Origin of the sequence: Novosphingobium sp. (assembly GCF_036803765.1) — a bacterium.
Taxonomy (GTDB): Bacteria; Pseudomonadota; Alphaproteobacteria; order Sphingomonadales; family Sphingomonadaceae; genus Novosphingobium.
The window spans coordinates 67,657-94,233 of the sequence record NZ_DAIRTS010000015.1; the positions used below are offsets into that span (position 1 = coordinate 67,657).

Here is a 26,577-nt window from a genome sequence, read left to right on the forward strand (position 1 = left end):
GTGGCCACCCGCAAGAGCCGGGGCCGCAGTGCCTCAACGGCCATTACGGTGCCGCCCCCCGAAGGGACTTGTGACAGTGACCAAGAACAGATCGATTTCGTATTACGCAGGTGCAGCAGGCTTCGCCGTGGCGCTCGCCTCGCTGGCCGCGCCCGCTTTCGCGCAGGACAGCGCCGCCGCCCCCGCCCCGGCTCCCGCAGGCGTTGACGCCCCCGCCGCCGATGATGCCGGCGCCTCGATCGTGGTGACCGGTTCGCGCATCGAGCGCCCCGACCTCACCGCCTCGAGCCCGGTCTCGGTGATCAGCGCGGATACGCTCAAGACCGTCAACACCGTGACAGTCGAGCAGATCCTCGGCGTCAATCCGCAGTTCGCCGCAGGCCTCAACGGCGCCAGCAACAACCCCGGCGACGGCTCGGCCACGCTCGACCTGCGCGGCCTCGGCTCCAAGCGCACGCTGGTGCTGGTCAACGGCAAGCGCCTGCCGGTCTATGACGCCTCGGGCTCGGTCGACGTCAACCAGGTGCCCACCGCGCTGATCAAGAACGTCCAGGTCCTCACCGGCGGCGCATCGGCGGTCTATGGCTCAGACGCCATCTCGGGCGTGGTCAACTTCGTGCTCGACGACAAGTTCACCGGCCTCAAGCTCGACGCCGGCAGCCAGGTCACCGGCCATGGTGACGGCGCACAGTACGACGCCAGCCTCGTCGGCGGGTTCAAGCTGGGCGACCGCGGCCACATCGTCGTGTCGGCCAACTATTCCAAGCGCGACGGCGTCAAGTTCGCCGCGCGGCCCTACACCAGCCGCTCGCTCTGCTCGGACGACCTGACGCAGGATTGCGGATCGTCCAACACCACGCCCTCGCTGTTCTCGATCCCCGGCGGCGGCTTGCAGCAGGTGACCGCCAACGGCGGGCTGACCAGCAATTACGGCACCTACAACTACAACCCGATCAACTACGCCCAGACGCCGTTCGAGCGCTACGGCGGCATGATGATGTGGAACTACGACGTCAGCGACGCCGTCGAATTCTACGGCTGGGGCTCTTACCAGCACACCAAGACGGTGCAGACGCTCGCCCCCACGGCCACGGCCGGCTATCCGTTCAACGTCTATGCCGACAATCCGTATCTCAGCGACGCCGAGCGCGCTGCGTTCTTCGACACCACGGCCAATCCCAACCTGGCAATCAACGCCGACGGCAGCTCGACCATCGCGATCCGCCGCCGCATCACCGAGGCGGGCGGCCGCGTCGAGACGCATACCAGCAAGACCTGGCAGGCCCTCGCCGGCCTGCGCGGCGACCTGTTCAGCACCGGGCTGAAGTTCGATGTCTCGGCACAGTATGCCGAAGTGCACAAGCACACCGACCTCGAAAACGACCTGTCGTACACGGCGCTGACCAATGCGATCGACGCGGTGTCGGACGGCAACGGCGGGGTGATGTGCCGCAGCGCCGATGCGCGCGCCGGCGGCTGCGTGCCGATCGACGTGTTCTCGGCCAACGGCATCACCCAGAACGCGCTGGGCTACGTGCTGCGCAACGCGACGCAGGACGACCGCACCACCCAGTTCGTGGCCGAAGCCAACGTGTCGGGTGACCTCGGCTTCCTGCGCAGCCCGTTCGCCAGCAACCCGGCCGCGATCTCGATCGGTGCGGACTATCGCCGCGAAACCGCCGACACGCGGGTCAGCGACGATTATGCCTCGGGCGACCTGATCTATTACGGCCAGGGCTTCAACATCCCGAACCGGAGCTACAACGTCAAGGAAGTCTACACCGAGTTCAAGATGCCGCTGGTGCAGGACAAGCCCGGCATCCAGGCGCTCGATGTCGAGGCAGGCTACCGCTACTCCGACTACTCGATCTCGGGCGGCGTCTCGGCCTACAAGTTCGGGGCGGATTACGCGCCGGTCCAGGGTCTCAAGTTCCGCGCCAACTTCCAGCGCTCGGTGCGCGCGCCCAACCTCTATGAACTGTACCTGCCCAAGACGGTGGGCACCGGCAACCTCGGCAGCGATCCCTGCGCGGGCGCGGGCGTGACCGGCAACACCGCCGCACTGTGCCTGGCGCAGGGTGCGACGCAGGCGCAGCTCAACGCCGGCAGCATTCCGGGTCCGATCTCGGGCCAGATCAATGCCTTCTACGGCGGCAACACCAACCTCAAGCCCGAGAAGTCGAACACGATCACCGCAGGCGTGGTGATCCAGCCGGCACAGATCCCCGGGCTTTCGATGACGGCCGACTACTACGACATCAAGATCGCCAATGCGATCGTGTACAACTCGGCCTCGGTGATCGTCTCGCAGTGCTTCGCCTCGGGCGATGCCAACAGCGAATATTGCCAGGCGATCCACCGCAGCACGGTCGATGGCTCGCTCTCGGGCGGGACCAGCGTGGGCGTGGACGCGCTCTATGCCAACGTCGCGGTGCTGCGCACGCGCGGCCTGGACTTCGGGCTGAACTTCCACCGGGGGCCGCGCAACGGGTTCCACTACGGGCTCGACTTCGCCGGCACGTACGTCATCAAGAACTACCAGGTGGTGGGCGGCACGACGATCGAGTGCGCTGGCCACTTCGGGGCGGATTGCGACGTACCGACGCCCAAGTGGAAGCATGTCGCCTCGCTCGGACTTGGCTGGAAGAACGTCGACCTGACCACCCGCTGGCGCCTGATCGGTGCGGTGACCCAGGATGCCGACACCGACATCCAGACCAGCCGCATCGGCGCCGTCAGCTACTTCGACGAAACCGCCAATTTCCGCGTGAACGAGAAGTTCACCTTCAGCCTCGGCGTGCTCAACGTGTTCAACAAGAAGCCGCCGATCGTGGGTGACACCAGCGGCGCCACCTCGGTGGGCGGCAGCACCTTCCCGTCGGTCTACGACGTGCTGGGCCGCAGCTTCTTCGCGCGGATTTCGGCCAACTTCTGAAAACCACGCAATCGGGGCAGCGATGCCCTCCATTCCCTACAACGGGCCGGTCATCACGACCGGCCCGTTTTTTTGCGTACGGCCCTTGCAATGGCTTGGCGTCATACCGCTGGCGCGGCGCGCCTTGTACTTTCGGGCACAATTGAAACGAAATGTGGCTTGGAGGCCGCAGAATTTTCCATAAATTTCGCGGTTGTTGTATCACCACTGTCGCGATGTTGCAGCATTGCAACATGGACGACACGTTTTGGGTGCGGCCGCGAGAAGCTGCTTCCATATGCAACGAAAATTCTCCCACATGCGACCATCAATCCCGGTTCTCGTGGAACTTTGTCCCGCGCCCAGCGCGCGTGGCATCGGAGCGCCGGGATTGTCGCTCCTGGCGGCCGTGCCTGTGCCGGCCGCCACCAGAAGGGACTGAACAATGACCAAGACCACTGCCTATCGCGTGGGTGCAGCAGGCTTCGCGCTTGCCATCGCGTCGATGGCCGCTCCGGCCTTTGCCCAGGATGCCGCGCCCGCGGCCGCACCCGATGCCGGCGCCGCGATCGTCGTCACCGGTTCGCGCATCGCCTCGCCGAACCTCACCTCGACCGCGCCGATCACCAGCCTGACGTCGGAAGACATCAAGCTGCAGGGCACCACCAAGACCGAAGACCTGCTGAACTCGCTGCCGCAGGTGTTCGCCGCCCAGTCGTCGACGCTCGCGAACGGCGCCACCGGTACGGCCACGGTCGACCTTCGTGGTCTCGGCTCGGTCCGCACCCTGGTGCTGGTCAACGGCCGTCGCCTGATGCCCGGTGACGTCAACAGCTCGGCTGCCGACCTCAACTTCGTCCCCGCCTCGCTCGTCAAGCGCGTCGACGTGCTGACCGGCGGTGCTTCGGCCACTTACGGTGCCGACGCCGTGGCCGGCGTCGTGAACTTCGTTCTCGACACCGACTTCACCGGCTTCCGCATCGACGGCAACTACGGCCTCTACCAGCACGAGAACCGCAACTCGGTGACGCCCGCGATCCTCGACGCGCGCATCAAGAGCGGCCTCCAGGGCTACGGCTACCCCAAGGGCAGCGTCGCCGACGGTGCAAACTTCGACACCACGATCTCGTTCGGCACCAAGTTTGCCGACGGCCAGGGCCACGCGATGGCCTACTTCGGCTACCGCAAGGCCAACCCGATCCTGCAGGCCAAGCGCGACTACAGCTCGTGCACCGTGCAGAATGCCTCGGCCACGCGCCTGCAGTGCGGCGGTTCGGCCACCTCGGGCACCGGCAACATCCTGTTCACCCCGCAGGGCTCCTCGTCGTCGACCTTCGGCGCGCTTGGCCCGGGCACCCTCGCTGCCGGTACCAGCACGCGCTACAACTTCGCGCCGCTGAACTACTTCCAGCGTCCTGACGAGCGCTACACCGCCGGCGCCTTCGTCGACTACGAAATCAACCCGGCCATCCACCCGTACATGGAATTCATGTTCATGGATGACCGCACCGTGGCGCAGATCGCGCCGTCGGGCGACTTCGGCAACACGCTGACCATCAACTGCGACAACCCGCTCATGTCGGCTTCGCAGAAGGGCCAGATCTGCAACCCCGACAACCTGATCGTCGGCTACGTCGGCAACTTCCCGCTGACCCGCGCCGCTTACGCCAACGTCTACGGCACCGCCGCTCCGGGCCCGATCAGCAAGATCGACCCCAACACCGGCGCGCCCTACAACCTGGCGTACATGCAGCTGCTGCGTCGTAACGTCGAAGGTGGCGCTCGCCAGAGCGATCTCGAGCACCAGGCATTCCGCACCCTGATCGGTTCGCGCGGCGAACTCGGCAAGGGCTGGAGCTACGACGCGTACTACCAGTACGGCCGCGTCAACTACTCGCAGGTCTACACCAACGAGTTCTCGGCCCGTCGCCTGACCAACGCGCTCGACGTCGTGACCAACCCGGCCACCGGCCAGGCGGTCTGCCGTTCGGCCCTGACCGGCGCCGACCCGAGCTGCGCTCCCTACGACGTGTTCGGCGGCACCATCTCGCCGGCAGCTCTGAAGTACCTCAATGCTTCGGGCTTCCAGCGTGGTCACACCACCGAGCAGGTCCTCAGCGGCCAGCTGACCGGCGACCTCGGCGAAATGGGCATCAAGAGCCCGCTCGCCTCGGACGGCTTCAGCATCGCGCTCGGTGTCGAACACCGCCGCGAATCGCTCGAACTCAAGACCGACAACGCGTTCGAAACCGGTGACCTCACCGGCCAGGGCGCGCCGACGCTGTCGACCGCCGGTTCGTACAAGGTCACCGAGTTCATCAGCGAAGCCGAAGTTCCGCTGGTGCAGGAAGGCTTCATCTACAACCTGAGCCTGAACCTCGGCTACCGCTACTCGCACTACAGCGTGTCGAACGGCCAGAAGTTCAACACCAACACCTGGAAGATCGGCGCCGATTTCGCCCCGGTTCGCGACATCCGCGTCCGTGGCTCGATCAACCGCGCCGTTCGCGCTCCGAACATCCAGGAACTGTTCTCGCCCAACTACGTCGGCCTCGACGGCTCGACCGATCCGTGCGCCGACAAGGTGATCACGGCGGCCGACCGTGGCTGCTTGCTGCAGGGTCTCAAGGTCGGTCAGTCGACCGTCTCGAACCCGGCTGGCCAGTACAACGGCTACCTCGGCGGTAACGGTTCGCTGCGTCCGGAAGTCGCCACCACCAAGACCGTGGGTATCATCCTGCAGCCGACGTTCATCCCGAGCTTCAGCTTCAGCGTCGACTACTTCGACATCAAGGTGAAGAAGGCGATCCAGGGCTACGGCGCCGACGCGATCCTCGCTTCGTGCACCACCGACCTGAACCCGACCGCTTGCGGCCTCATCCACCGCAACGCCGCCGGCTCGCTGTGGCTGTCGTCGGACGGCTTCGTCACCGACACCCCCGTCAACGTGGGTGGCGTGCAGACCAAGGGCTTCGAGTTCAACGGCAACTACGCCCACTCGCTGGGTGGCCTGGGCCGCGGTACGCTGAGCTTCGTCGCGACCTACCTCGACAAGTACCAGGTCGATAACGGTCTGACCGCCCTGTACGATTGCGCCGGCTACTACGGCGTGACCTGCGGCAGCCCGCGTCCCAAGTGGCGTCACAAGGTCCGCGCTGGCCTCGACACCAAGGCGGGCGTGAACATCTCGGTGCAGTGGCGCTACTTCGACAGCGTCGACGTGGAATACAAGAACCCGTCGAGCACGCTGGCCGGTACGTTCCGCGAGTTCAACAGCCACATCCCGACGCAGAGCTACTTCGACCTCGCTCTGTCGACGCGGATCCAGGGCAAGGCGACGCTGCGGTTCGGTGTGAACAACATCTTCGACCGCGACCCGCCGCTCGTCACCTCGGGTCCGACCGGCAATGCCTGCGCCTCGGTGTTCTGTAACGGCAACACCTACCCGGGCACCTACGACTCGCTCGGCCGCTACCTCTACTCGAGCATCACGCTCGATTTCTGATAGCGATCGCTTGACGTAACGGAGTGGCGGCGTTCGAAAGGATGCCGCCACTCTTTTTTTGCCCCGCGTGCCGGCCCTTCTTGGGGCCCGCCGGGGATACAGGATTCGACGATGCAGACCGAGTTACCGCCGCCCACCCTCGCCGCGATCGCCGACACGGCCCGCCGCGGCCGGCTCGACGAGGCGGCGCTGATGGCATCGCGCGCCGTCGCGGCCGCACCCGCGGACCCGGTCCTGGCGGCCCTTGCCGGCGCGATCGAGGCGATGCGCGGGCAGCCCACCCGTGCGGTCCCTCTGCTCGAGACCGCGCATCGGCTGCGTCCGGAAGACGTGACGGTGCGCGTGAACCTCGTCGAATCACTCTATCGCACCGGCAATGCGCTGCGTGCGCGCAGCCTGGCGACGCTCGAGGCGGCGCGCGCCGACCGTTCGCTGCGGCTGGCCAGCCTCGGCGGTGCCCTGGCGGCGGAGGCCGAGGACCATGACGCCGCCATCGCCTTCTATCGCCATGTCGTGGGCGCACGACCCGACGACTGGAGCGCCTGGAACAACCTCGGCAACGCGCTCGAAGCGACCGGCCAGACCGACGCGGCGATAGACGCCCTCCGGCGGGCCCTCGCGCTGGCCCCCGATTCGGCCCCGATCCACATCAATCTGGGCAACGCCCTGATCGCCGCAGGCCGGCTGGACGAAGCCGAAGCCGCCATCGCCGCAGCCCACGCGCAGTTTCCCCAGGACCCCATGCCGCTGGTCACGCGCCATGCCCTGCTGCGCCAGCAGGGCGCCGAGGACGAGGCTTTCGCCGCGCTGGTGGCAGCCGCCGAGCTGGCCCCCGGCGACGCAAGGCTGCATCACGACGTCGGTGCCGAAGCCAGCCGGCTGGCGCTCTTTCCCGAGGCCGAGGCTGCATTTCGCCGCGCCATCGCGGTCGACCCTGCGCTGGGGGAAGCCCATGCCTGGCTCGCCGCCGTGCTCGAGCGCGTCAACCGCGAGGACGAGATCCCGGCCGTGGCCGAAGCGGCAGCCAAGGCCGGCGCCGGCGCACCATTCCTCGCCTTCATCGACGCGCTCACGCTCAAGCGCGCTGGGCGCAACGAGGAGGCGCTCGCCGCACTCGAGGCCGTGGGCGATGCCATCACGCCTGAGCGGTTGTACAATCTGCGCGGGCTTCTGCTCGATCGCCTGGGGCGCCCGGACGAGGCCTTTGCCGCGTTCACGGCGATGAACCGGCACTGGCAGGACGATCCGACCGATCCGCGGGGCCGGGCCGCCGCTTATCGCGCCGCGCTGGTCGACGCAGCCGAAGTCCTGACCCCGCAATGGCTCGCGGGCTGGACGACGCCGCCCCCGCCAGCGGCCCGGCGCACGCCGCTGTTCATCGCCGGCTTCCCGCGTTCGGGGACCACGCTGCTCGACACCCTGCTCATGACCGATCCTGCGGTGGCCGTGCTCGAGGAAGAGCCGTTCATCACCGAGGCCGAGGCGCTGCTGGGCAGCGTCGATGCGATGGCTGAGGCCAGCCCCGAGGCGATCGCCGCCGCGCGCGACGCCTATTTCGCGCGCGTGGATGCGCTGCTGGGGCTGTCGCCCGAGGAGGCCGCGCAGCGCATCATCGTCGACAAGCAGCCGATGCACCTCAACAAGGTGGCGATCATCCGCCGGCTGTTCCCCGATGCGCGCGTGATCCTGTCGCTGCGGCACCCCTGCGACGTGCTGCTGAGCTGCTATCTCACGCACTTCCGCACCAACAGCGCCATGGCCAACTTCCTCGACCTCGGCGACGCGGCGGCGCTTTACGACATCACGTTTGCGCACTGGGAAAAGGCGCGCGCGCTGTTCGATCTGCCGGTGGCGACCGTGGTCTACGAGCAATTGATCGAGAACCCGGAAGCCGTGCTGCGGCCCGTGTTCGAATGGGCCGACCTGACCTTTCCCGAAGGGGTACTCGACCACACCCGTGCCGCGCGCGAGCGTGGCGTGGTGACGAGCGCCAGCTATTCGCAAGTGACCGAGCCGCTCTATCGCCGCGCGGCCGGGCGCTGGCACCGCTATGCCGCGCATCTCTCCCCGGTGCTGCCCGTGCTGCGCCCGTGGGTCGAGCGGTTTGGCTACAGTCTTGAAGACGGACGCATTCCGCCCGCGTGGCCCGGAGGCGTCTGATCGACGATTTGAGCCGGCCCGGGGGGGCCGGATTGGGTGGGACAGATCAGGATGGAGACTTGGGGGGAACGCGTCAGGCGTGAGGTGGATGCAAAGGTCGGCGAAGGGAAGCTGGCCGATGCGGCGGAAAGACTGGAGCATCTGCTGGCCGAAGCGGCCCCTGGGGAGGGGGCGCTCCTGCCCGCGTGGATGCGCCTTGCCGGACTGCGCCGTGCCCTGCGCCAGCCGCAGCGTGCACTGGAAGCCGTGCATCACGCACTGACGATCGCACCGCTGGATTTCACCGCGCTGGTCATGCGCGCCAGCCTGCTGGAACGGCTGGCGCCGGACGACGCCGGCCGTGCCTGGCACGAGGCGCTGGCCTGCCGGCCGGATGGCCCGCTGCCGCCGCCGCTGGCACAAGCGGTGGCACAGGGCGAGGCGGTGCATGCCGCATGGAGCGCCGCGCGCGCCGACCGACTGGAGCAGGTCATCACACCCTTGTGCGGCGGCCTGGAAGACGATCGCGCGTGGCGCATCCGCCGCCTGCGCGACAATGTCCTGCGTCGCACGCGGCCCTATCGCAGCAGCCCGACCCACTTTCACTATCCGGCGCTGACCGAGCGCGAGTTCCATCCGCCCTCCCGCTTCGAATGGCTGGAGCACTTCAACGCCGCCGCCCCCGCGATCCGCGCGGAGTTCGAGCAGTTGATGGCATCGGGGCGGGGGGAGCTGCTGCCCTACCTCCAGTACGACGATCGCGAAGCCCTGGCGCAATGGCGCGAGCTCAACCGCAATCCCGACTGGACCGCGGTGCACCTGCTGCGCGGCGGCGAGCGGGTCGCGGCCAATGCCGATGCCTGCCCGCATACCATGGCCTTGCTCGAGCGCGTCCAGCAATCCGTGATCCCGGGGGCATCGCCCAATGCCATGTTCTCGCTGCTGGCACCGCACACGGTCATCCCGCCCCACGTCGGGGTGAACAACACGCGTCTCCTGTGCCACGTGCCTCTGATCGTGCCGCCGGGCTGCTGGTTCCGTGTCGGTGCGGAGACCAGGCCCTGGCGCGAGGGCGAAGCCTTCGTGTTCGACGACACGATCGAGCACGAGGCGTCCAATCCCACCGATCACTTGCGCGTCGTGATGATCTTCGACCTGTGGCACCCCGATCTCGATCCGCTCGAACAGGAAGCGGTCGCCGCGATCGTCGCGCAGGAGTCGGTCGCCGGAGACTTGTAGGATCGCTGGAAACACCGATGAAATCGAATGAAAAGGCACGGACGTAAGTATGTGCCATCTTGCCGGTTTTTACAGACGTGGCATGATGTGCGCCATTCGATGCCCCCGGTTCATTCGATCAAGGACAGTGCCATGTTGCTTTCGCTTGCGCTTGCCGCCCCGCTGCTGATGGCGGCCGAGGCTGCCCCCGCCACCGCGGTGAAGGATGCCGACCCCATGATCTGCGAGCGCTCGCAGGTGATCGGTTCGCTGCTCAAGAGCAAGAAGGTCTGCATGCGCAAGAGCGAGTGGGAAGCCCAGCGCCAGGAAAACCGCATGATGATCGACCGGTCGCAGACCCAGCACCCGATGAACTCGGGCGGCTGACGCCCACGCCGGTGCCGTTCGCGGACACGAAAAAGGCCTGGTCCGTCGGTTCGGACCAGGCCTTTTTCGTAGGTCGGGACCGCGTCGTTCAGCGGTAGAAGACGTGGCCTTCGATCCGGCCGAGATTGGTGCGGCCCTTCATCGGGCTGCCGACCGAGTGGAAGAACAGCGCGCCGGGAACCGGGTTGGCGCCTTGTCCGTTAAGAGTTTCGGTAGCGACGTCGACGGCCTGGGCCCAGCGCGCATCATCGCGCGGCGGGTTGTAGGCATCGACATCGAAGAACTGGCCGGGCTGGCGAACCACGGCGCAGGCGCTGTCGCCGAAGCGTGGATCCTGGGCACGGGTGCGAATGACCTGGGCGACCGCGGCCTGGCCGCGACGGGGCTGATTGCCGGCCTCGTGAACGATGACTTTCGCCACGCATTCGATCTGCCGGGCATCGGCCTTGGCGCTGGTGATGGTGTGATTTGCGGGAGACGCAGCGTCGTCGGACGGCGTCTCGACCGATTCGCCAGTGGCCGGTGCGGCGGCGGTCGTCGCCATGGCAGGCAGGACGATCGCGGCGGTTTCATTGGCGGCGTTGGCTGGCGCGGAAATTTGCAGGGCGGCGAAGGTGCCGACTGCGGAAACAAGACAAGCTATTTTGCCAAAAGCAAATTTGGTCATTCCATACGATCACAAGGGCGCAAGGTCGCCAGGCAGCTGCACGCGATGAAACGCGATATTGAGACGGTGCAGCGGGCTTCCCCACGTCTCGCCATCGATGGGCGCGACGGGTCCGAATTGACCCTTGCCCCCGCCGATCGGCTCAAAGATGGGGCTGCCGTGGCGATTGTGGCGCAATGTGTCAATCGTGTTGCGTCTGGACGGCGGGGCCTTGCGCCGGATCGTGGGGCCGCGCGACCGCGATTCAATCTGGCCGCGGACAAGCAGAGATTGCGGTATCTCCAGCCGAGGTACCCCTTCATGTCGAACCCCGCCACCACCCTGCCGACCGCCTATTGCTGGCTTTCGGCCCAGCCGCTGCTGCCGCGCATGGTCCGCGAGGGCCTGGCCCTGCTGGGCACGCGCGAGGCACCGGGCACGGCCGATAACGCCGCGATCCTGGGCTGGGCTGCCGAGCTCGGCGGCGCGGTGGCGCGCGACTATCGCGCGGACAGCGTCCCATGGTGCGGCCTGTTCATGGCCATCGTGGCCGCCCGCGCCGGCAAGCCCCTGCCCCAGTCCCCGCTCTGGGCACTGAGCTGGGCGCAGTTCGGCCGCCCGGCGCCCGCGCCGATGCTGGGTGACGTGCTGGTGTTCCGCCGCCAGCAGGGCGGCCACGTCGGGCTGTACCTGGCCGAGGACGAAGCTGCCTATCACGTGGTCGGTGGCAACCAGGGCGATTGCGTCAGCATCGCGCGCGTGGCCCGGCATCGTCTGCTCGACGCGCGCCGGCCCGCCTATGCCGCCATGCCGCCGAGCGTCAGGGCCTTCCACGTGGACGCCATGGGATCGTTGTCCACCAACGAGGCGTGACGCACCGGGCATAGCGCCGGGACAATCTGTCCCGTTGCCCGGCCCTGCCATTTGCGCCAAACCGGCGGCATGATCGCCAGCCATCCCCATGCCCGCCCCCGCCGCACCCGTGCCACCGCCTGGAGCCGCGCGCTTCATCGCGAGGTTCTGGTCACTCCCGCCGACCTCATCTGGCCGGTCTTCGTCACCGAGGGGCAGGGTGTGGAAGATCCGATCGGCGCGCTGCCCGGCGTGTCGCGCTGGTCGGTCGACGGCATCGTCGCGCGCGCCAGGGAAGCGGTCGCGCTCGGCATTCCATGCCTTGCGCTGTTCCCGCACACCCAGCCCGAACGCCGCACCGAAGACGGGCGCGAGGCGCTCAATCCCGACAACCTGATGTGCCGCGCGATCCGCGCGATCCGCGATGCCTGCGGCAACGACATCGGTGTGCTCACCGACGTCGCGCTCGATCCCTATACCAGCCATGGCCAGGACGGACTGATCGACGAGGCCGGCTACGTGATGAACGACGCGACCGTCGAGGTCCTCGTCGGCCAGAGCCTCAACCAGGCCGCCGCCGGCGCCGACATCATCGCCCCGTCCGACATGATGGACGGGCGCATCGGTGCGATCCGCGAGGCGCTGGAAGGCGACAACCATATCAACGTCCAGATCATGTCCTATGCCGCCAAGTATGCCTCGGCGTTCTACGGCCCGTTCCGCGATGCGGTCGGCTCGCGCGGGCTGCTCAAGGGCGACAAGAAGACCTACCAGATGGACCCGGGCAACGCCGAGGAAGCCCTGCGCGAAGTGGCGCTGGATCTGGCCGAGGGTGCGGACAGCGTCATGGTCAAGCCGGGCCTGCCCTATCTCGACATCGCGGTACGCGTGAAGGAAGCCTTCGGCGTGCCGGTCTTCGCCTACCAGGTGAGCGGCGAATACGCGATGATCGAGGCCGCGGTGGCCGCAGGCGCCGGGGACCGCGATACGCTGGTGCTCGAGACGCTGCTGGCGTTCAAGCGCGCCGGCTGCTCGGGCGTGCTGACCTATCACGCGGCGCATGCGGCGCGGCTGCTGGGCGCGTGATCGAGACCGAACGGCTGCTGCTGCGCGGCTGGCGGGAAACCGACCGCGCGCCGTTCCGCGCCATGGCGGCGGACGCGGAGGTCATGCGCTTCCTGCCTGCGACCAGCGCAGCCGAAGCCGATGCCGCGATCGATCGCATGATCGCGACCGAGGCCGAGCACGGCCACGTGTTCTGGGCGCTCGAGCGCAAGGCGGATGGCGCATTCCTCGGCTTCTGCGGGATCATGCCGCCGCGCCCGCCGCTGCACGAGACCGAGATCGGCTGGCGCCTTCCCCGCCACGCCTGGGGCCAAGGCTATGCGCGTGAGGCGGCGCAAGCCTCCCTCGCATGGGCCTGGGCGAACCTCGATGTTCCTGCAGTGATGGCCATGACCGTCGCCGGCAACGTGCGCAGCTGGCAACTCATGGAACGGCTTGGCATGACGCGCCAGCCGGACGAGGATTTCGACCACCCCGCCCTGGCCGAGGACGATCCGCTGCGGCCGCACATCGTCTATCGCATCCAGCGCCCCACCGAAGGGCCCACCAAAGGATCTACCGCATGACGCACCGCCCCGATGTCTCGATCATCCCCTTCGGCGGCAAGGTCCCGCAGATCCATCCCGACGCCTTCATCGCGCCTGGATGCCGCATCATCGGTGACGTCACGATCGAGGCCGGGGCGTCGATCTGGTACAACTGCGTCATCCGCGCCGACGTCAACCGCGTGGTGATCGGCGCGCGCACCAATGTGCAGGACGGCAGTGTGATTCACTGCGACAGCGCCAAGCCCGGCCGGCCCGAGGGCTTCCCGACGCTGATCGGCGAGGACGTGCTGATCGGCCATCTCGCCATGGTCCATGGCTGCATCCTGCACGACCGGGCCTTCGTCGGCCTGGGCGCGATCGTGATGGACGGCACGGTGATCGAAAGCGATGGCATGCTTGCCGCCGGCGCGATGCTCACCCCCGGCAAGCGCCTGCCCGCGCGCCAGCTGTGGAGCGGCCGCCCTGCCTCCTACATGCGCGACCTGAACGACGAGGCGATCGCCGAGATGCAGCGCGGCGTCGCCCATTACGTGCTCAACGGCCGGGCCCATGCCGAGGCGGTCCATGCCGAGGCAGCCAATGCCGAGCCGTTCCGTGGCCCGGCCCAGGGCTGACCTGCCACCGGCAGAGGCGCTGCGCGCATTGGCGGACGAGGACAGACGCCTCGCCCTGCGCGTCACGCCCGGCGCACGTGTCGAAGCGATCGCGATCGAAAACGGCAAGATCCAGGTGAAAGTGCGGTGCAAGCCCGAGGACGGCAAGGCCACCGCCGCCGTGCTGGCCCTTGTGGCACAGGCGCTCGGAATCGCCGCCTCGCGGGTCGAACTGTTGCGCGGCGCAACTTCGCGCGACAAGCTGGTCAGGATTCCGCCGGCAACCTGATTGCCACCAGCGTCATCAGCGCGGCCCAGCCTGCGGCGATCCACAGGCAAAACTCCGGCGCGCGGGCCTGCGACACGGCGCCCAGCACCGCGCCGGCCAGCAGCCCCGCCCACAGCAGCGCCCAGCCCTGCCAGCCTGACCCGCGCCGCCCGGCGAGGCGCTGGGCCAACCCCTGCCCCAGCTTGACCAGCGCGCCGGTCATGTAGGTCAGCCCGACGGCCACCTCGCCATCGCGTAGGAAAGTGTTGTTGAGCGCGCCCATGGCCAGGACCAGCCCCGCCAGCATCACGCCCGGCTGCCCGACCAGACGCGCACCCGCCGCGACCACGAGGCAGGCCGTGACCAGCCCCAGCACCGCCACCTTGCGCTGCCCGGCCGCTCGCAGCGCCACCAACGCCCCCAGCGTGACCCCGCCGACGAAGCCCAGGATCAAAAGCACAGGCACGGCGGCATGGCGCCAGTCGGTGCCCAGCGCGACACCGAGCCGCGTCGAATTGCCCGACATGAACGAGACGAAATAGCCCTCGGCCGAAAGGAACCCCACCGCATCGATGAAGCCGGCCATCCCCGCCAGGGCAATCGCCAGCCGGCGGCGTGAGACATGCAGCGTGTCCATCCGCCAAGCCTAGTGCCCAGCCCCAGAAAGGAAAGGGTAGAACCCGATCCTCCCCACCTTGCGTCGGGGAGGATCTTTGGGGGTGTCAGGCCGCTGGGCGGGCCATGCCTCGTGCCATGCGATCCAGCACGTCGGCCATGGCCGCGGCGATCTCGCCGTCCGCGGGGGCCGCCTCGGCAATCGCGCGGCGCATGGCCTCAGCCCATTGACCGGCGAGATCGGCATCGATCGCGAAGGGCCGATGCAGCGACATCATGCACTTGCCGGGATTGGCGTCCCACCAGTCGCGCGGGCCGCCGCTCCAGCCGGCGAGGAACTGTGGCAACGCGTCGCGCATCGGGTCGAGGTCGGCGGCGTGCATGGCGCGCAGGCCGGCATAGGCCGGATCCTGGTCCATCAGGTCATAGAACCGGTCGGTGATGCGGCGCAGGACGGCAGGGCCGCCGATGCGGTCATAGGGAGAGAGGGCGTCGCTGGCCAAGGCCGGACCTTTCGCAAGAGGGATCGGAAGGATCGGCGCTAGTCTGCGGCGGGGAAAGCGGCCTTGATCGCGATCAATCGGCGACCATCGCGCGCAGCGTGTCGAGGCGGTCGGCCTCGTGCGCCGGCTTGTCGGCCCGGATGCGGTGAATGCGCGGAAACCGCATGGCGAGGCCCGACTTGTGCCGCTTGCTGACATGGACCGAATCGAACGCCACCTCGAACACGAGCGACCGATCGACCTCGCGCACCGGGCCGAAGCGGTTGACGGTGTGCTGGCGCACGAAGCGGTCGAGCCATTTCAGCTCCTCGTCGGTAAAGCCGAAATAGGCCTTGCCCACCGGCAGCAGTTCGGCCCCGGCATCGGGATCGCCGTCCCAGCATCCGAACGTGAAGTCCGAATAGAACGAGCTGCGCTTGCCGCTGCCGCGCTGGGCATACATCAGCACGCAATCGATCAGCAGCGGATCGCGCTTCCACTTGTACCACAGCCCGCCGCGCCGTCCCGAGACATAGGGCGCGTCGCGGCGCTTGAGCATCACCCCCTCGATCGCGTCGTCGCGCGCGCGGGCACGGATCTCGGCCAGTTCGTCGAGGTTCGCCGCCGTGATCACCGCCGAGATGTCGAACCGCTGCGGATCGAGCCGGGGCACCAGCTCCTCCAGCCGCACACGGCGTTGCTCCCACCCGAGCGGGCGCAGGTCTTCGCCCTCCAGCAGCAGCACGTCGTAGAGACGCACGAAGGCGGGATAGTCGGCCAGCATCGCCTTGCTCACCGTCTTGCGCCCCAACCGCTGCTGCAGGGCGTTGAAGCTGGCCGCGCCCCCCGCCTCGCCGCCCTGGTGGCTGCCGCGCACCAGCAGTTCGCCATCGAGCACGGCAGGAATGTTCAGCGCATCGAGCATCTCGGGGAAGCTGGCGGAAATGTCGTCGCCGCCGCGCGAATAGACCCGCGTCTGCCCGGCGACGTGGACCAGCTGCACCCGGATGCCGTCCCATTTCCATTCGGCGGCGAACTCGGCCATGTCGACCACCGTCTCCTCGAGCGGCTGGGCGAGCATGAACGGGCGGAACAGCGGCACCGCCTCGGCATCGGGCGGCGCTGCGCCATCGGCGGCCCAGGCGAACAGCGCGGCATAGGGCGGCGACTGGCCGTGCCAGAATTCCTCGACCTGTTCGACATCGACACCGAAGGCCTGCGCGAAGGCCACCTTGGCAAGGCGCGAGGACAGGCCGATACGCATGGCGCCGGTCGCCAGCTTGAGCAGGGCATAGCGCCCGTTGGGATCGAGCCGGTCGAGCAGCCCGGCAAGGCGCTCTCCGGCCGTCGCGCGCGTGGCCCCGGCCAGCACCTCGACCGCCTCGGTCACCCCCGGCGGGCCGGCGACAGCGTGATGCGGCTCGGGCCAGAGCAGGCTGGCGGTCTCGGCGGTGTCGCCGACGTAATCGCGCGACAGGCGCCAGAGCACTTCGTCGATGCGCGTGTCGAGCAGCGTGCGGATCGTGCCCGCCTTGACCGCGGGAAAGTCGATGCCGTCGGTCAACGCGGCAAGGGCCCAGCCCCGGTCGGGATCGGGCGTGGTGCGCAGGTACTCGGCGAGAAGCGCGAGCTTGGTGTTGCGCGAGCGGGTATAGACCAGCGCATCGACCAGGGCGGCGAAGCGTTCCATCGCCTCAGTCGTCCTCGTCTTCGTAGCCGACCAGCGCCAGGGCCCGCGCGCGCCGCTGGTGCAGTTCGCACCAGCGCAGCAGCGCTTCCTCGCGCCCATGAGTGATCCAGGTTTCCGTGGGGTTCACCTCGGCAATGGTCGCGGTCAGTTCGTCCCAGTCGGCGTGATCGGAGATGATCAGCGGCAACTCGACGTTGCGCTGCACCGCGCGCTGGCGCACGCGCATCCAGCCCGAGGCCATCGCGGTGATCGGATCGGGCAGGCGCCGGCTCCAGCGATCGTTGAGCGCCGAGGGCGGGCAGACCACGATGTGTCCGGCAATCGCGCCCTTGGGCACGCCGGCAACGGCCCGCAACTCACCCAGATCGATGCCCCACTCCTCGTAGAGCCGGCACATCCGCTCCATCGCGCCATGCAGATAGATCGGCTGGTCGTGGCCGGCACGCCGCAGTTCGGCGATCAGGCGTTGCGCCTTGCCCAGCGCATAGGCGCCCACCAGCACGCAGCGCTCGGGATGCAGGGCCAGGGCCGAGAGCAGCTTGGCGATCTCGTCCTCGATCGGGGGATGGCGGAACACCGGCAGCCCGAAGGTCGCCTCGGTGATGAAGATATCGCAGGGCACCGGTTCGAACAGCGGACAGGTCGGGTCGGGACGGCGCTTGTAGTCGCCGGTCACGACGACACGCTCGCCAGCATGCTCGAGCAGGATCTGCGCCGAGCCAAGGACGTGGCCGGCGGGCACATAAGTGGCCCGCACCCCGCCCTTGAGCGTCACGCTCTCGTGATAGGCGACCGACTCGCTGCCTTCGGGCTGGACGCCGTAGCGCAGCGCCATGATCGCCAGCGTCTCGGGCGTCGCCACCGTGCGCCCATGGCCGCCGCGGGCATGGTCGGCGTGGCCATGCGTGACCAGCGCGGTATCGACCGGCCGCGACGGGTCGATCCACGCATCCGCCGGCGGCAGATAGATGCCCTGCGGTTCGGGGCGGATCCAGGCGAAGTCGGCGGCCATGCGTGGTCTGACAATGGACCGACCGCCATGCCGGTTCCAGTGCCCCTTCGACGCACCGCAGCTGCCCACGAAAAAGCCGCCCGGTGCAGCACCGGGCGGCTCGATCGTGTTTCACGGGAAACCGGCTCAGCTGTCCGAGATGCCCTCGGCGCGGCGGGCTTCGAGCCAGGCCATGGCTTCGGCCTGCTGCGCGGCTTCCGACGAGGCCTTGGCCTGCGCCTGCCGTTCGGCGCGCAGTTCCTCGATGAGGGCTTCACGGTCCGAACCCAAGCGCTCGTTGACCACGCCTTCCTCTTCCTCGGGCACGCCGGCGCGCTTGGCGGCCTTGCTCACCAGCATGTCCAGCTCGCGCTGCGAGCACAGGCCCAGCGTCACCGGGTCCTTGGGATTGATGTTGCCGATGTTCCAGTGGCTGCGATCGCGGATCGCGGCGATGGTCGTGCGCGTGGTGCCGATCAGCTTGCCGATCTGCGCATCCGAAATCTCGGGATGGTGGCGCAGGATCCAGGCGATGCCGTCGGGCTTGTCCTGGCGCTTCGACACCGGGGTGTAGCGCGGGCCCTTGGTGCGGCTGACCGCCAGCGGGGCGCGCTGCATCTTGAGGCGGTACGAGGCGTTGTCCTGGCCGCGGTCGATTTCGGCCTGGCTCAGCTCGCCCGAATGGATCGGGTTGCGCCCGGTATACTTCGCGCCGGCGAGATCGTCGGCCATGGCCTGGACCTCGAGGATGTGGAGGCCACAGAACTCGGCAATCTGCTCGAACGTCAGGGCCGTATTGTCGACAAGCCACGACGCGGTGGCATGCGGCATCAGCGGATACGTGGGCTGGTTGCTCACGGCGATGGTCCTCTTTTCCCCCGGCGCGGAACGGTGTGTCCGGCGCGGAAACAATAAGGGCCGCCCCTTGCGGAGCGGCCATTCACGCATTCAGCTGTAAGCCAGCCCTGCCCAAACGGCAAGCGCAATCCGCGGCCCCGTTCGATTTCAAGCCTTTTGCACGCCAGTCACACGGCTGGGTCACACGATGGCTGGAACCAACCAGCGATCAGTCGGCGCGCAGGACGATCTTGCCGATGTGGGTGCCCGCTTCCATCCGGGCATGCGCCGCCGCGGCATCGGCCAGCGCGAAGGACTGGTCCATCACAGGGCGCAGCTTGCCCTCGGCGACCAGCGGCCAGACGGTCTCGCGGATTTCGCCGGCGAGCAGGCCCTTGAACACCGCCGAGCGCGGGCGCAGCGTCGACCCGGTCAGCGTCAGGCGCCGGCGCATGACCTCGGCCATGTTGACCTCGGCCTTGACGCCGCCCTGCACCGCGATGGTGACGTGCCGCCCATCCTCGGCCAGGCACTTGATGTTGCGGGCGACATAGCTGCCAGCCACCATGTCGAGCACGAGCTGGACGCCCTTGCCTTGCGTGATTCGCGCCACTTCCTCGACGAAGTCCTGCGCCTTGTAGTCGATGGCGTGATCGGCACCGATCCGCCGCGCGGCGGCGCACTTGTCGGCCCCGCCGCAAGTGGTGATGACGGTCAGGCCGAACAGCTTGCCGAGCATGATCGCCATCGAGCCGATCCCGCTGGTGCCGCCATGGACCAGCAGCGTCTCGCCCTCGCAGGCCCAGCCGCGCTCGAAAACGTTGTGCCACACGGTGAACAGCGTCTCGGGCAGAGCGGCGGCTTCTTCCATCGCAAGGCCCGGCGGCACGCGCAGGCATTGCGCGGCCTCGGCGAGGCAATATTGCGCATAGCCGCCGCCTGCCACCAGCGCGCAGACCCTGGCGCCCGGCTCGAGCGCGATGCTGCCCTCGCCCTGCGATTCGCCCACGGCCACCACTTCGCCGGACACTTCGAGGCCCGGCAGCGGCGAGGCCCCCGGCGGCGGCGGATAGAAACCCTGCCGCTGGATCACGTCGGGGCGGTTCACGCCGGCGTAGGCGACGCGAATCAGCACTTGTCCGGGACCGGGCACCGGCACGGGCACCGTCTCGGGGCGCAGCACCTCCGGCCCGCCAGGTGCATCGAAACCGATAGCCGTCATCGTCGCCGGAAGACTTTGCATGCGCTGCATACCCTCGCATCTGCCATCATGGGCAGGGAAACGCTGCCCTACCCACAGGGCAGGTTGACAGCAAGCGTTCGCCGCCCAACATTGTGATCGAAATGGATCTCGAAGACCTTCCGCGCCGCAAGGGCGACTTGGTCAGCCAGTTGGCCAGCGAACCGCTCGACACCCTGTCGATCGACGAACTGGCCACACGCATCGCCCTGCTCGAGGCGGAGATCGTTCGCACCCGCGACCATCGTGACCGTGCCGGCCGCACCCGCGCCGCTGCCGATGCGCTGTTCGCCCGTGCGGCCGCGCCACCTCCTGCGCCTCCCGCCACTGCGGCCGATACGCCGCGATGAGCGCCGCCGCCCTTCTCCTCGCCGGGCGGCATACCCATATAGGGGTTCGACCCCTCCCAGCATCCGTGGCGACCGCCGGCGACAGTTCGGTGGCGGTTAACCATCGCCATGCTTTCCTGATCCCGCAAGGGAACCATCCCATGGCGGAATACCTCCGCCCTGGCCAAGAGTGAGCCCCAGAAAGCGAGCCTATGCCCAGTTTCGCCCAGAGCCTCGAGAAAACGCTGCACACCGCGCTGGCCAACGCGTCGGAGCGCAGCCACGAATATGCGACGCTCGAACATCTCCTGCTGGCCCTTATCGACGACGCGGATGCGGCACAGGTGATGCAAGCCTGCGGCGTGGACCTTGGCGACCTGGGTGACGTGGTGCGCCAGTACCTCGACCAGGAATACCAGTCGCTCAAGACCGCGGAAAAGGCCGATCCCCAGCCGACCGCCGGCTTCCAGCGCGTGATTCAGCGCGCGATCCTGCACGTCCAGTCCTCGGGCAAGGATACCGTGACGGGCGCCAACGTGCTGGTGGCGCTGTTCTCCGAACGCGACTCGTACGCGGTCTATTTCCTGCAGCAGCAGGACATGAGCCGGCTCGACGCGGTCAGCTTCATCAGCCACGGCATCGGCAAGGGCGGCCGCCAGGCCGGCACCGCCAATGCCAAGAGCGAGGACGAGGCCCCCAAGCCCGAGGAAAAGGCCGAGGCCAAGGGCGGAAACAAGAAGGATTCCGCGCTCGACCAGTTCTGCGTCAACCTCAACGACAAGGCGCTGCTCGGCAAGGTCGACCCGCTGATCGGGCGTGGCCCCGAAGTCGACCGCACGATCCAGATCCTGTGCCGCCGGTCCAAGAACAACCCGCTCTACGTGGGTGATCCGGGCGTGGGCAAGACCGCCATCGCCGAAGGTCTCGCGCGCAAGATCGTCGAGGGCGAGGTGCCCGAGGTGCTGTCCAACGCGGTGATCTATTCGCTCGACATGGGCAGCCTGCTCGCCGGCACGCGCTATCGCGGCGACTTCGAGGAACGCCTCAAGCAGGTGGTCTCCGAACTCGAGAAAATGCCGCACGCGATCCTGTTCATCGACGAGATCCACACCGTGATCGGTGCCGGCGCGACCAGCGGCGGCGCGATGGACGCCTCGAACCTGCTCAAGCCGGCGCTGTCGGGCGGCACGATCCGCTGCATCGGCTCGACCACCTACAAGGAGTTCCGCAACCACTTCGAGAAGGACCGCGCCCTGCTGCGCCGGTTCCAGAAGATCGACGTGAACGAACCCAGCGTCGAGGACACGATCAAGATCCTTAAAGGTCTGCGCACCGCGTTCGAGGAGCACCACAAGGTCAAGTACACGCCCGATGCGATCAAGACCGCGGTCGAACTGTCGGCCCGCTACATCAACGACCGCAAGCTGCCCGACAAGGCGATCGACGTGATCGACGAGGTCGGCGCGATGCAGATGCTGGTGCCGCCTTCGAAGCGCAAGAAGACCATCACCGCGCGCGAGATCGAGGCCGTGATCGCGACCATGGCGCGCATCCCGCCCAAGTCGGTCAGCAGCGACGACAAGAAGCAGCTCGAGCATCTCGAGCGCGATCTCAAGCGTCTGGTGTTCGGTCAGGACAAGGCGATCGAGGTGCTGTCGAGCGCGATGAAGCTCAGCCGCGCCGGCTTGCGCGACCCGGACAAGCCGATCGGCTCGTTCCTGTTCTCCGGCCCCACCGGCGTCGGCAAGACCGAGGTCGCCCGCAGCCTGGCCCAGATCATGGGCATTCCGCTGCAGCGCTTCGACATGTCGGAATACATGGAGCGCCATTCGGTCAGCCGCCTGATCGGTGCCCCTCCGGGCTATGTCGGGTTCGACCAGGGCGGTCTGCTGACCGATGCGATCGACCAGCAGCCGCATTGCGTCCTGCTGCTCGACGAGATCGAGAAGGCGCACCCCGACCTGTTCAACATCCTGCTGCAGGTGATGGATAACGGCCGCCTGACCGATCACCACGGCAAGACCGTCGACTTCCGCAACGTGGTCCTCATCATGACCACCAATGCAGGCGCCTCGGACATGGCCAAGCAGGGCATCGGGTTCGGCGACGTGTCGAAGCAGGATGCCGGCGACGAAGCGGTCAAGAACCTCTTCACGCCGGAATTCCGCAACCGCCTCGATGCGATCGTCCCCTTCGCCTACCTGCCGCCCGAAGTGGTCAGCCGCGTGGTCGACAAGTTCGTGCTCCAGCTCGAACTGCAGCTGGCCGAGCAGAACGTCCACATCCAGTTCGACAGCGACGCGCGTGCGTGGCTGGCGAAGAAGGGCTACGACCGTCTCTATGGTGCCCGCCCGATGGCGCGCCTCATCCAGGAGAAGGTCAAGAAGCCGCTGGCCGAGGAACTGCTGTTCGGCAAGCTCGCCAACGGTGGCGAAGTGCACGTCAGCCTCAAGGACGACGGGCTCAATTTCGAGCTGACCCCGGCCGCGCCCAAGCTGGTCAAGAAGAAGGCCGGCAAGCGCAAGGCGACGGACACCGCCAGCGAGCCGAACCCCGACGAGGCCTGATCGCCCGGCGAGCATGACGACGAACGAAGGGGACGGGCAACCGTCCCCTTTTTCGTGGGCCAACGAGGCGGGACTGGGTTGGACTGTGTTGGGTCGGACCGGGCTTCGACAAGCTCAGCCCGAACGGAATTGGAGAAGCGGCATCTCATCCCTCCCCCGTTCGCCCTGAGCCTGTCGAAGGGCGCTCACCCGCGGATGTGCAGCACGCAGATCAGGGTGAACAGGCGGCGCGCCGTGGCAAAGTCGGTCTCGATCTTGCCGTCGAGCCGCTCGAGCAGCATCTCGGCCGCCTCGTTGTGGATGCCGCGCCGGGCCATGTCGATCGTCTCGATCTCCTGTGCGGTTGCACGACGGATCGCCTGGTAATAGCTGTCGCAGATCGCGAAGTATTCGCGGATCGGGCGGCGGAAACGTCCCAGCCCCAGCACCACGCTTTCCAGCGGTGCGCCCTGTGCGTCGGCGATATCGAGCGTGAGGCGACCATCGGTCACCGACAGGCGCAGGCGATAGGGGCCTTCGTGACCGGCGGCGAGCGCGCGCTGCGGGCGGAAGGTGTTTTCCTCGATCAGGTCGAAGATCGCGACGCGGCGCTCCTGCTCCACATCGGCGTTGCGCCAGACGATCGTCGCCTCGTCCAGCTCGATATGCGAAATGCGCGGGTCCGCCATAAGGCCTGAGTGTTGCAACATGGCGCGCGGCGCAGCAAGCGCCCAGCGGGCGGATTCGCCTTGGACCTTGGTGGCATGGCCGGCGATTGTGTCCACAGCCTGTGGAAAACGAAAGCCGGGGCGGCTCCGCGTCGCCGCCTTGCCCCTGCCCGGTGCATGGTTCATCTTGCGCGAATGTCCGCAAGCGAAGCCATTCTCGCGCGTCCGGCCGCCGAGGTCCGTGCGCTGCCCGCCAACGTCGAGGCCGAGGCCGCGTTTCTCGGCGCGGTCCTGATCGATAACCGCATCCTTGAGGAAATGACCGTGCCACTGCGCGCGGATCACTTCTTCGCGCCCGTCCATGGCCGCGTCTTCGAACGCATCCTCGCGCTGATCGACCGCAAGGCGGTGGTAACCCCGGTCACGCTCAAGCCCTATTTCGAGAGCGACGAGGAGCTGAAGGAGCTGGGCGGCACCGCCTACCTCGCCCGCCTTACCGGTGACGGCCAAGGCCTGCTCGCCCCGCGCGAACTGGCGCAGCAGATCTACGATCTCGCGCTGCTGCGCGAACTGATCAGCGTGGGCCGCAACCTCGTCGAAGGGGCGATGGACACCAGCGAGACGGTCGAACCACTCAAGCAGGTCGAACAGGCCGAGGCCGCGCTGTTTACCGTGGCCGAAGGCGCGCAGACCGGCAACGAGGCGCAGACCTTCGGCCAGGCCACGCGCGCCAGCCTCGAGATGATCGAGAAGGCGCTGCTTTCGGGTGGCCATATCTCGGGCACCACCACCGGCCTCACCTCGGTCAACGAGAAGATCGGCGGCCTGCACGACTCGGACCTCATCATCCTCGCCGGCCGTCCCGGCATGGGCAAGACCTCGCTCGTCACCAACATCGCCTTCAATTGCGCCGACCGGCTGCGTGACGACATGGCGCGCGGGATCACCGCCAAGGATTCGGTGGGAGCGGCCGTGGCCTTCTTCAGCCTCGAAATGAGCGCCGACCAGCTGGCCACGCGTATTCTGGCCGAGCAGTCGGGCATCAGCTCCGAATCGCTGCGCATGGGCCGCATCAGTCGCGAGGATTTCCAGCAGCTGTCCTTCGCCAGCCAGCGGCTCGCCGAACTGCCGCTCTACATCGACGACACCCCCGGCCTGTCGATCGGCGCGCTGCGCACCCGCGCCCGCCGCTTGAAGCGCCGGCACGACATCGGCCTCATCGTGGTCGACTACCTCCAGCTCCTTTCGGGCTCGGGCCGGTCGGACAACCGCGTCAACGAAATCTCGGAGATTTCACGCGGCCTCAAGACGCTCGCCAAGGAACTGTCGGTCCCCGTGATCGCGCTGTCGCAGCTGTCGCGCGCGGTCGAACAGCGCGACGACAAGCGCCCGATGCTGTCGGACCTGCGCGAATCGGGCTCGATCGAGCAGGACGCCGACATGGTCTGGTTCGTGTTCCGCGAGGACTACTATGTCGCCTCGCGCGAGCCGAAGCGCCCGGTCGAAAGCGACGACGCCAAGACGCACGAGGCGCATGCCGCCTGGGCTGCCGAGATGGAGCGCGTATTCGGCCTGGCCGAACTCATCGTCGCCAAGCAACGCCATGGTTCGACCGGCAAGGTCCGCCTGCGGTTCGAGGCGCGGATCACGCGATTCAGTGACCTCGCCCCCGACCAGATGATGCACGACATGGACGACTGATCGGCTACCGGAAGCGCGAATCCTCCGGCCGATTTTACAATTGCGACGAACCGGCACCATGATGCGCCGGGATGAACCCGTCACGGGAACCCATCGGGTTTGCGCCGGAGTCCCAATGCCTTATCCTCGGCAATGAAATAATAAGGCGGGTCGGGGTACAACCTCATAATGTTCGGGCAATTCTCCGCACGCAAGTTGCGCATCCTGGTGGCCGCCATGGCCACGTTCCCGGCGCTCGCCGTCACGTCGCCGGCGGTGCAGAGCCGCCCGCCACTGGCGCTGCAGAGCCCGCGCGATCTCGCCACGCAGCAGCGCGTCGCCTCGATCGCGGCCACGGCGCGCGGCCGTGTCGGCGTGGCCGCGATGGATCTCGACGGTGGCGGACAGGTCCTGATCAACGGCGACATGCCCTTCCCCATGGCCAGCACCGCCAAGGTCGCGGTGGCGGCCACCTTCCTGCAGATGGTCGAGCAGGGGCGCCTGCGCCTCGACCAGCCGCTGCCGATGATGATGCCCGTCCCCGAGGCGGCCGGCCGACGCAATCTCGTCGCCATGGTCCGCCCTGGCCCGGTGTTCAGCGCGCAGACGCTGATCGAGAAGAGCATCACCCGCAGCGACAACCACGCCACCGACGGCCTGATCGCAGCGGTGGGCGGCATCGGCGCGGTCAACCGCTTCCTCGTGCAGACCGGCATCTCGGGCCAGCATCTCGATCACACCATGGCCACGCTGGTCCGCGACGACGGCCGCATCAACCCGGCCCGCGCGATCGATACCGGCACCTCGAGCACACCGCGCGCGATGATCGCGCTGCTGTCGGCCATCGACCGTGGCGGCGCGCTCAGCCCGCAGGCCCGCGCCGTGCTGCTCGACACGATGACCCGCACCAGCACCGGCCGCAACCGCATCCGCGCCGGCTTGCCCGAGGGGGTGCTGCTGGCCCACAAGACCGGCACGCTCGCCGGCGTGACCGACGACGTCGGCATCGTTCGCATGCCCGACGGCCGTCACCTCGCGATCGCGATTTTCGTCGCCGGGCCGGAAAACCACACCGCGCAGGCCGCAATCATCGCGCGCATCGCCAGCGCGCTGTACCAGGGCTTCCAGACCCCGGCCGAGACCCCGACCTTCACCGGCGAGGTCTCGCGGCGCTAAGCCGCCGCCCGCGCCTACCCAGTAAAGCAACCCAGATCCTCCCCATCCCGATGGGGAGGTGGCAGCCGCGTCAGCGGCTGACGGAGGGGCTTGCCACCTTCTCCCCTCCACCCCCGGCTGCGCCGGCGGTCCCCCTCCCCACGCGTGGGGAGGATCCTACACACGCCGATTACCGCATCGCAGCATGC

The 26,577-nt window shown here is 67.7% G+C and carries 22 protein-coding genes; 14 read left to right on the top strand and 8 right to left on the bottom strand.

Annotated elements, in window-relative coordinates; translation table 11 throughout:
- Nucleotides 1–76: 76 nt before the first annotated feature.
- The 5 genes from V7Q48_RS11545 to V7Q48_RS11565 all read left to right on the top strand — a co-directional run bounded on the left by V7Q48_RS11545 (nt 77) and on the right by V7Q48_RS11565 (nt 10,163).
- Nucleotides 77–2,935: a TonB-dependent receptor domain-containing protein gene (locus V7Q48_RS11545; protein WP_333838274.1), complete on the top strand. Its 2,859-nt coding sequence runs from the start codon at nt 77–79 to the stop codon at nt 2,933–2,935.
- A gap of 424 nt (nt 2,936–3,359) precedes the next feature.
- Entirely contained in the window at nt 3,360–6,419 is a 3,060-nt protein-coding gene (locus V7Q48_RS11550; protein WP_333838276.1) for a TonB-dependent receptor domain-containing protein, read from the top strand.
- Nucleotides 6,420–6,530: 111 nt separating this feature from the next.
- Nucleotides 6,531–8,579, top strand: a complete 2,049-nt coding sequence (locus V7Q48_RS11555; protein ID WP_333838279.1) for a tetratricopeptide repeat-containing sulfotransferase family protein — start codon at nt 6,531–6,533, stop codon at nt 8,577–8,579.
- Between the two features lie 84 nt (nt 8,580–8,663).
- Complete coding sequence (locus V7Q48_RS11560) at nt 8,664–9,797, top strand: aspartyl/asparaginyl beta-hydroxylase domain-containing protein (RefSeq protein ID WP_333838281.1); 1,134 nt, start codon at nt 8,664–8,666, stop codon at nt 9,795–9,797.
- A gap of 132 nt (nt 9,798–9,929) precedes the next feature.
- The gene (locus V7Q48_RS11565) at nt 9,930–10,163 is read left to right on the top strand and encodes a hypothetical protein (protein WP_333838282.1); all 234 of its coding nucleotides are present in this window, start codon (nt 9,930–9,932) and stop codon (nt 10,161–10,163) included.
- A gap of 88 nt (nt 10,164–10,251) precedes the next feature.
- Here the strand turns inward: V7Q48_RS11565 and V7Q48_RS11570 are convergent, their stop codons facing one another.
- The gene (locus V7Q48_RS11570; RefSeq protein WP_333838283.1) at nt 10,252–10,830 is read right to left on the bottom strand and encodes a cell wall hydrolase; all 579 of its coding nucleotides are present in this window, start codon (nt 10,828–10,830) and stop codon (nt 10,252–10,254) included.
- Between the two features lie 300 nt (nt 10,831–11,130).
- Here V7Q48_RS11570 and V7Q48_RS11575 point away from each other — a divergent pair, with 300 nt between their 5' ends.
- The 5 genes from V7Q48_RS11575 to V7Q48_RS11595 all read left to right on the top strand — a co-directional run bounded on the left by V7Q48_RS11575 (nt 11,131) and on the right by V7Q48_RS11595 (nt 14,156).
- Nucleotides 11,131–11,682, top strand: a complete 552-nt coding sequence (locus V7Q48_RS11575) for a TIGR02594 family protein (RefSeq protein ID WP_333838284.1) — start codon at nt 11,131–11,133, stop codon at nt 11,680–11,682.
- A 69-nt stretch (nt 11,683–11,751) separates the two neighbouring features.
- A complete protein-coding gene (gene hemB, locus V7Q48_RS11580; RefSeq protein ID WP_333838286.1) occupies nt 11,752–12,747 on the top strand; it encodes a porphobilinogen synthase in 996 nt (331 codons plus the stop codon).
- On the top strand, nt 12,744–13,292 hold the full coding sequence (locus V7Q48_RS11585; protein WP_333838288.1) for a GNAT family N-acetyltransferase: 549 nt from the start codon (nt 12,744–12,746) through the stop codon (nt 13,290–13,292). Before hemB ends, V7Q48_RS11585 begins: the two co-directional genes overlap by 4 nt.
- Nucleotides 13,289–13,888, top strand: a complete 600-nt coding sequence (locus tag V7Q48_RS11590) for a gamma carbonic anhydrase family protein (protein WP_333838289.1) — start codon at nt 13,289–13,291, stop codon at nt 13,886–13,888. The genes V7Q48_RS11585 and V7Q48_RS11590 overlap by 4 nt, the downstream gene beginning before the upstream one ends.
- Nucleotides 13,869–14,156: a DUF167 domain-containing protein gene (locus V7Q48_RS11595; RefSeq protein ID WP_333838291.1), complete on the top strand. Its 288-nt coding sequence runs from the start codon at nt 13,869–13,871 to the stop codon at nt 14,154–14,156. The genes V7Q48_RS11590 and V7Q48_RS11595 overlap by 20 nt, the downstream gene beginning before the upstream one ends.
- Here the strand turns inward: V7Q48_RS11595 and V7Q48_RS11600 are convergent.
- The 6 genes from V7Q48_RS11600 to V7Q48_RS11625 form a co-directional block, all read right to left on the bottom strand.
- Nucleotides 14,134–14,772 carry a YoaK family protein gene (locus V7Q48_RS11600; RefSeq protein ID WP_333838293.1) on the bottom strand — a complete coding sequence of 213 codons (639 nt, stop codon included), beginning with the start codon at nt 14,770–14,772 and terminating at the stop codon, nt 14,134–14,136. The genes V7Q48_RS11595 and V7Q48_RS11600 overlap by 23 nt on opposite strands.
- Before the next feature lie 85 nt (nt 14,773–14,857).
- Nucleotides 14,858–15,253 carry a group II truncated hemoglobin gene (locus V7Q48_RS11605; RefSeq protein ID WP_333838295.1) on the bottom strand — a complete coding sequence of 132 codons (396 nt, stop codon included), beginning with the start codon at nt 15,251–15,253 and terminating at the stop codon, nt 14,858–14,860.
- 73 nt (nt 15,254–15,326) lie between these two features.
- Nucleotides 15,327–16,922 (bottom strand): cisplatin damage response ATP-dependent DNA ligase, encoded by a 1,596-nt coding sequence (locus V7Q48_RS11610; protein ID WP_333838296.1) that lies wholly within the window; start codon nt 16,920–16,922, stop codon nt 15,327–15,329.
- A gap of 4 nt (nt 16,923–16,926) precedes the next feature.
- On the bottom strand, nt 16,927–17,934 hold the full coding sequence (locus tag V7Q48_RS11615) for a ligase-associated DNA damage response exonuclease (RefSeq protein WP_333838298.1): 1,008 nt from the start codon (nt 17,932–17,934) through the stop codon (nt 16,927–16,929).
- Nucleotides 17,935–18,060: 126 nt separating this feature from the next.
- Complete coding sequence (locus V7Q48_RS11620; protein WP_333838300.1) at nt 18,061–18,771, bottom strand: DUF1013 domain-containing protein; 711 nt, start codon at nt 18,769–18,771, stop codon at nt 18,061–18,063.
- 208 nt (nt 18,772–18,979) lie between these two features.
- Nucleotides 18,980–19,993, bottom strand: a complete 1,014-nt coding sequence (locus V7Q48_RS11625) for an NAD(P)H-quinone oxidoreductase (RefSeq protein ID WP_333838301.1) — start codon at nt 19,991–19,993, stop codon at nt 18,980–18,982.
- Between the two features lie 101 nt (nt 19,994–20,094).
- Here V7Q48_RS11625 and V7Q48_RS11630 point away from each other — a divergent pair, with 101 nt between their 5' ends.
- Together V7Q48_RS11630 and clpA are read left to right on the top strand one after the other, a co-directional pair.
- Nucleotides 20,095–20,340 (top strand): DUF1192 domain-containing protein, encoded by a 246-nt coding sequence (locus tag V7Q48_RS11630; protein ID WP_333838302.1) that lies wholly within the window; start codon nt 20,095–20,097, stop codon nt 20,338–20,340.
- 191 nt (nt 20,341–20,531) lie between these two features.
- On the top strand, nt 20,532–22,886 hold the full coding sequence (gene clpA, locus V7Q48_RS11635) for an ATP-dependent Clp protease ATP-binding subunit ClpA (RefSeq protein WP_333838303.1): 2,355 nt from the start codon (nt 20,532–20,534) through the stop codon (nt 22,884–22,886).
- A 185-nt stretch (nt 22,887–23,071) separates the two neighbouring features.
- Here the strand turns inward: clpA and V7Q48_RS11640 are convergent, their stop codons facing one another.
- The gene (locus tag V7Q48_RS11640; RefSeq protein WP_333838309.1) at nt 23,072–23,554 is read right to left on the bottom strand and encodes a UPF0262 family protein; all 483 of its coding nucleotides are present in this window, start codon (nt 23,552–23,554) and stop codon (nt 23,072–23,074) included.
- Nucleotides 23,555–23,728: 174 nt separating this feature from the next.
- On the opposite strand from V7Q48_RS11640, the gene V7Q48_RS11645 reads away from it, so the two are divergent.
- Together V7Q48_RS11645 and V7Q48_RS11650 are read left to right on the top strand one after the other, a co-directional pair.
- Nucleotides 23,729–25,234, top strand: coding sequence for a replicative DNA helicase (locus V7Q48_RS11645; protein WP_333838304.1), 1,506 nt, complete (start codon nt 23,729–23,731; stop codon nt 25,232–25,234).
- A 168-nt stretch (nt 25,235–25,402) separates the two neighbouring features.
- Complete coding sequence (locus V7Q48_RS11650) at nt 25,403–26,389, top strand: serine hydrolase (RefSeq protein ID WP_333838305.1); 987 nt, start codon at nt 25,403–25,405, stop codon at nt 26,387–26,389.
- Nucleotides 26,390–26,577: the final 188 nt, after the last annotated feature.

Bases quoted from the DNA above. Each gene is read 5' to 3' on its own strand.
- V7Q48_RS11550 (WP_333838276.1), top strand. From the start codon at position 3,360: ATGACCAAGACCACTGCCTATCGCGTGGGTGCAGCAGGCTTCGCGCTT.
- V7Q48_RS11555 (WP_333838279.1), top strand. From the start codon at position 6,531: ATGCAGACCGAGTTACCGCCGCCCACCCTCGCCGCGATCGCCGACACG.
- V7Q48_RS11565 (WP_333838282.1), top strand. From the start codon at position 9,930: ATGTTGCTTTCGCTTGCGCTTGCCGCCCCGCTGCTGATGGCGGCCGAG.
- V7Q48_RS11570 (WP_333838283.1), bottom strand. From the start codon at position 10,830: ATGACCAAATTTGCTTTTGGCAAAATAGCTTGTCTTGTTTCCGCAGTC.
- V7Q48_RS11575 (WP_333838284.1), top strand. From the start codon at position 11,131: ATGTCGAACCCCGCCACCACCCTGCCGACCGCCTATTGCTGGCTTTCG.
- hemB (WP_333838286.1), top strand. From the start codon at position 11,752: ATGATCGCCAGCCATCCCCATGCCCGCCCCCGCCGCACCCGTGCCACC.
- V7Q48_RS11590 (WP_333838289.1), top strand. From the start codon at position 13,289: ATGACGCACCGCCCCGATGTCTCGATCATCCCCTTCGGCGGCAAGGTC.
- V7Q48_RS11600 (WP_333838293.1), bottom strand. From the start codon at position 14,772: ATGGACACGCTGCATGTCTCACGCCGCCGGCTGGCGATTGCCCTGGCG.
- V7Q48_RS11610 (WP_333838296.1), bottom strand. From the start codon at position 16,922: ATGGAACGCTTCGCCGCCCTGGTCGATGCGCTGGTCTATACCCGCTCG.
- V7Q48_RS11615 (WP_333838298.1), bottom strand. From the start codon at position 17,934: ATGGCCGCCGACTTCGCCTGGATCCGCCCCGAACCGCAGGGCATCTAT.
- V7Q48_RS11625 (WP_333838301.1), bottom strand. From the start codon at position 19,993: ATGCAAAGTCTTCCGGCGACGATGACGGCTATCGGTTTCGATGCACCT.
- V7Q48_RS11630 (WP_333838302.1), top strand. From the start codon at position 20,095: ATGGATCTCGAAGACCTTCCGCGCCGCAAGGGCGACTTGGTCAGCCAG.
- clpA (WP_333838303.1), top strand. From the start codon at position 20,532: ATGCCCAGTTTCGCCCAGAGCCTCGAGAAAACGCTGCACACCGCGCTG.
- V7Q48_RS11640 (WP_333838309.1), bottom strand. From the start codon at position 23,554: ATGGCGGACCCGCGCATTTCGCATATCGAGCTGGACGAGGCGACGATC.
- V7Q48_RS11645 (WP_333838304.1), top strand. From the start codon at position 23,729: ATGTCCGCAAGCGAAGCCATTCTCGCGCGTCCGGCCGCCGAGGTCCGT.
- V7Q48_RS11650 (WP_333838305.1), top strand. From the start codon at position 25,403: ATGTTCGGGCAATTCTCCGCACGCAAGTTGCGCATCCTGGTGGCCGCC.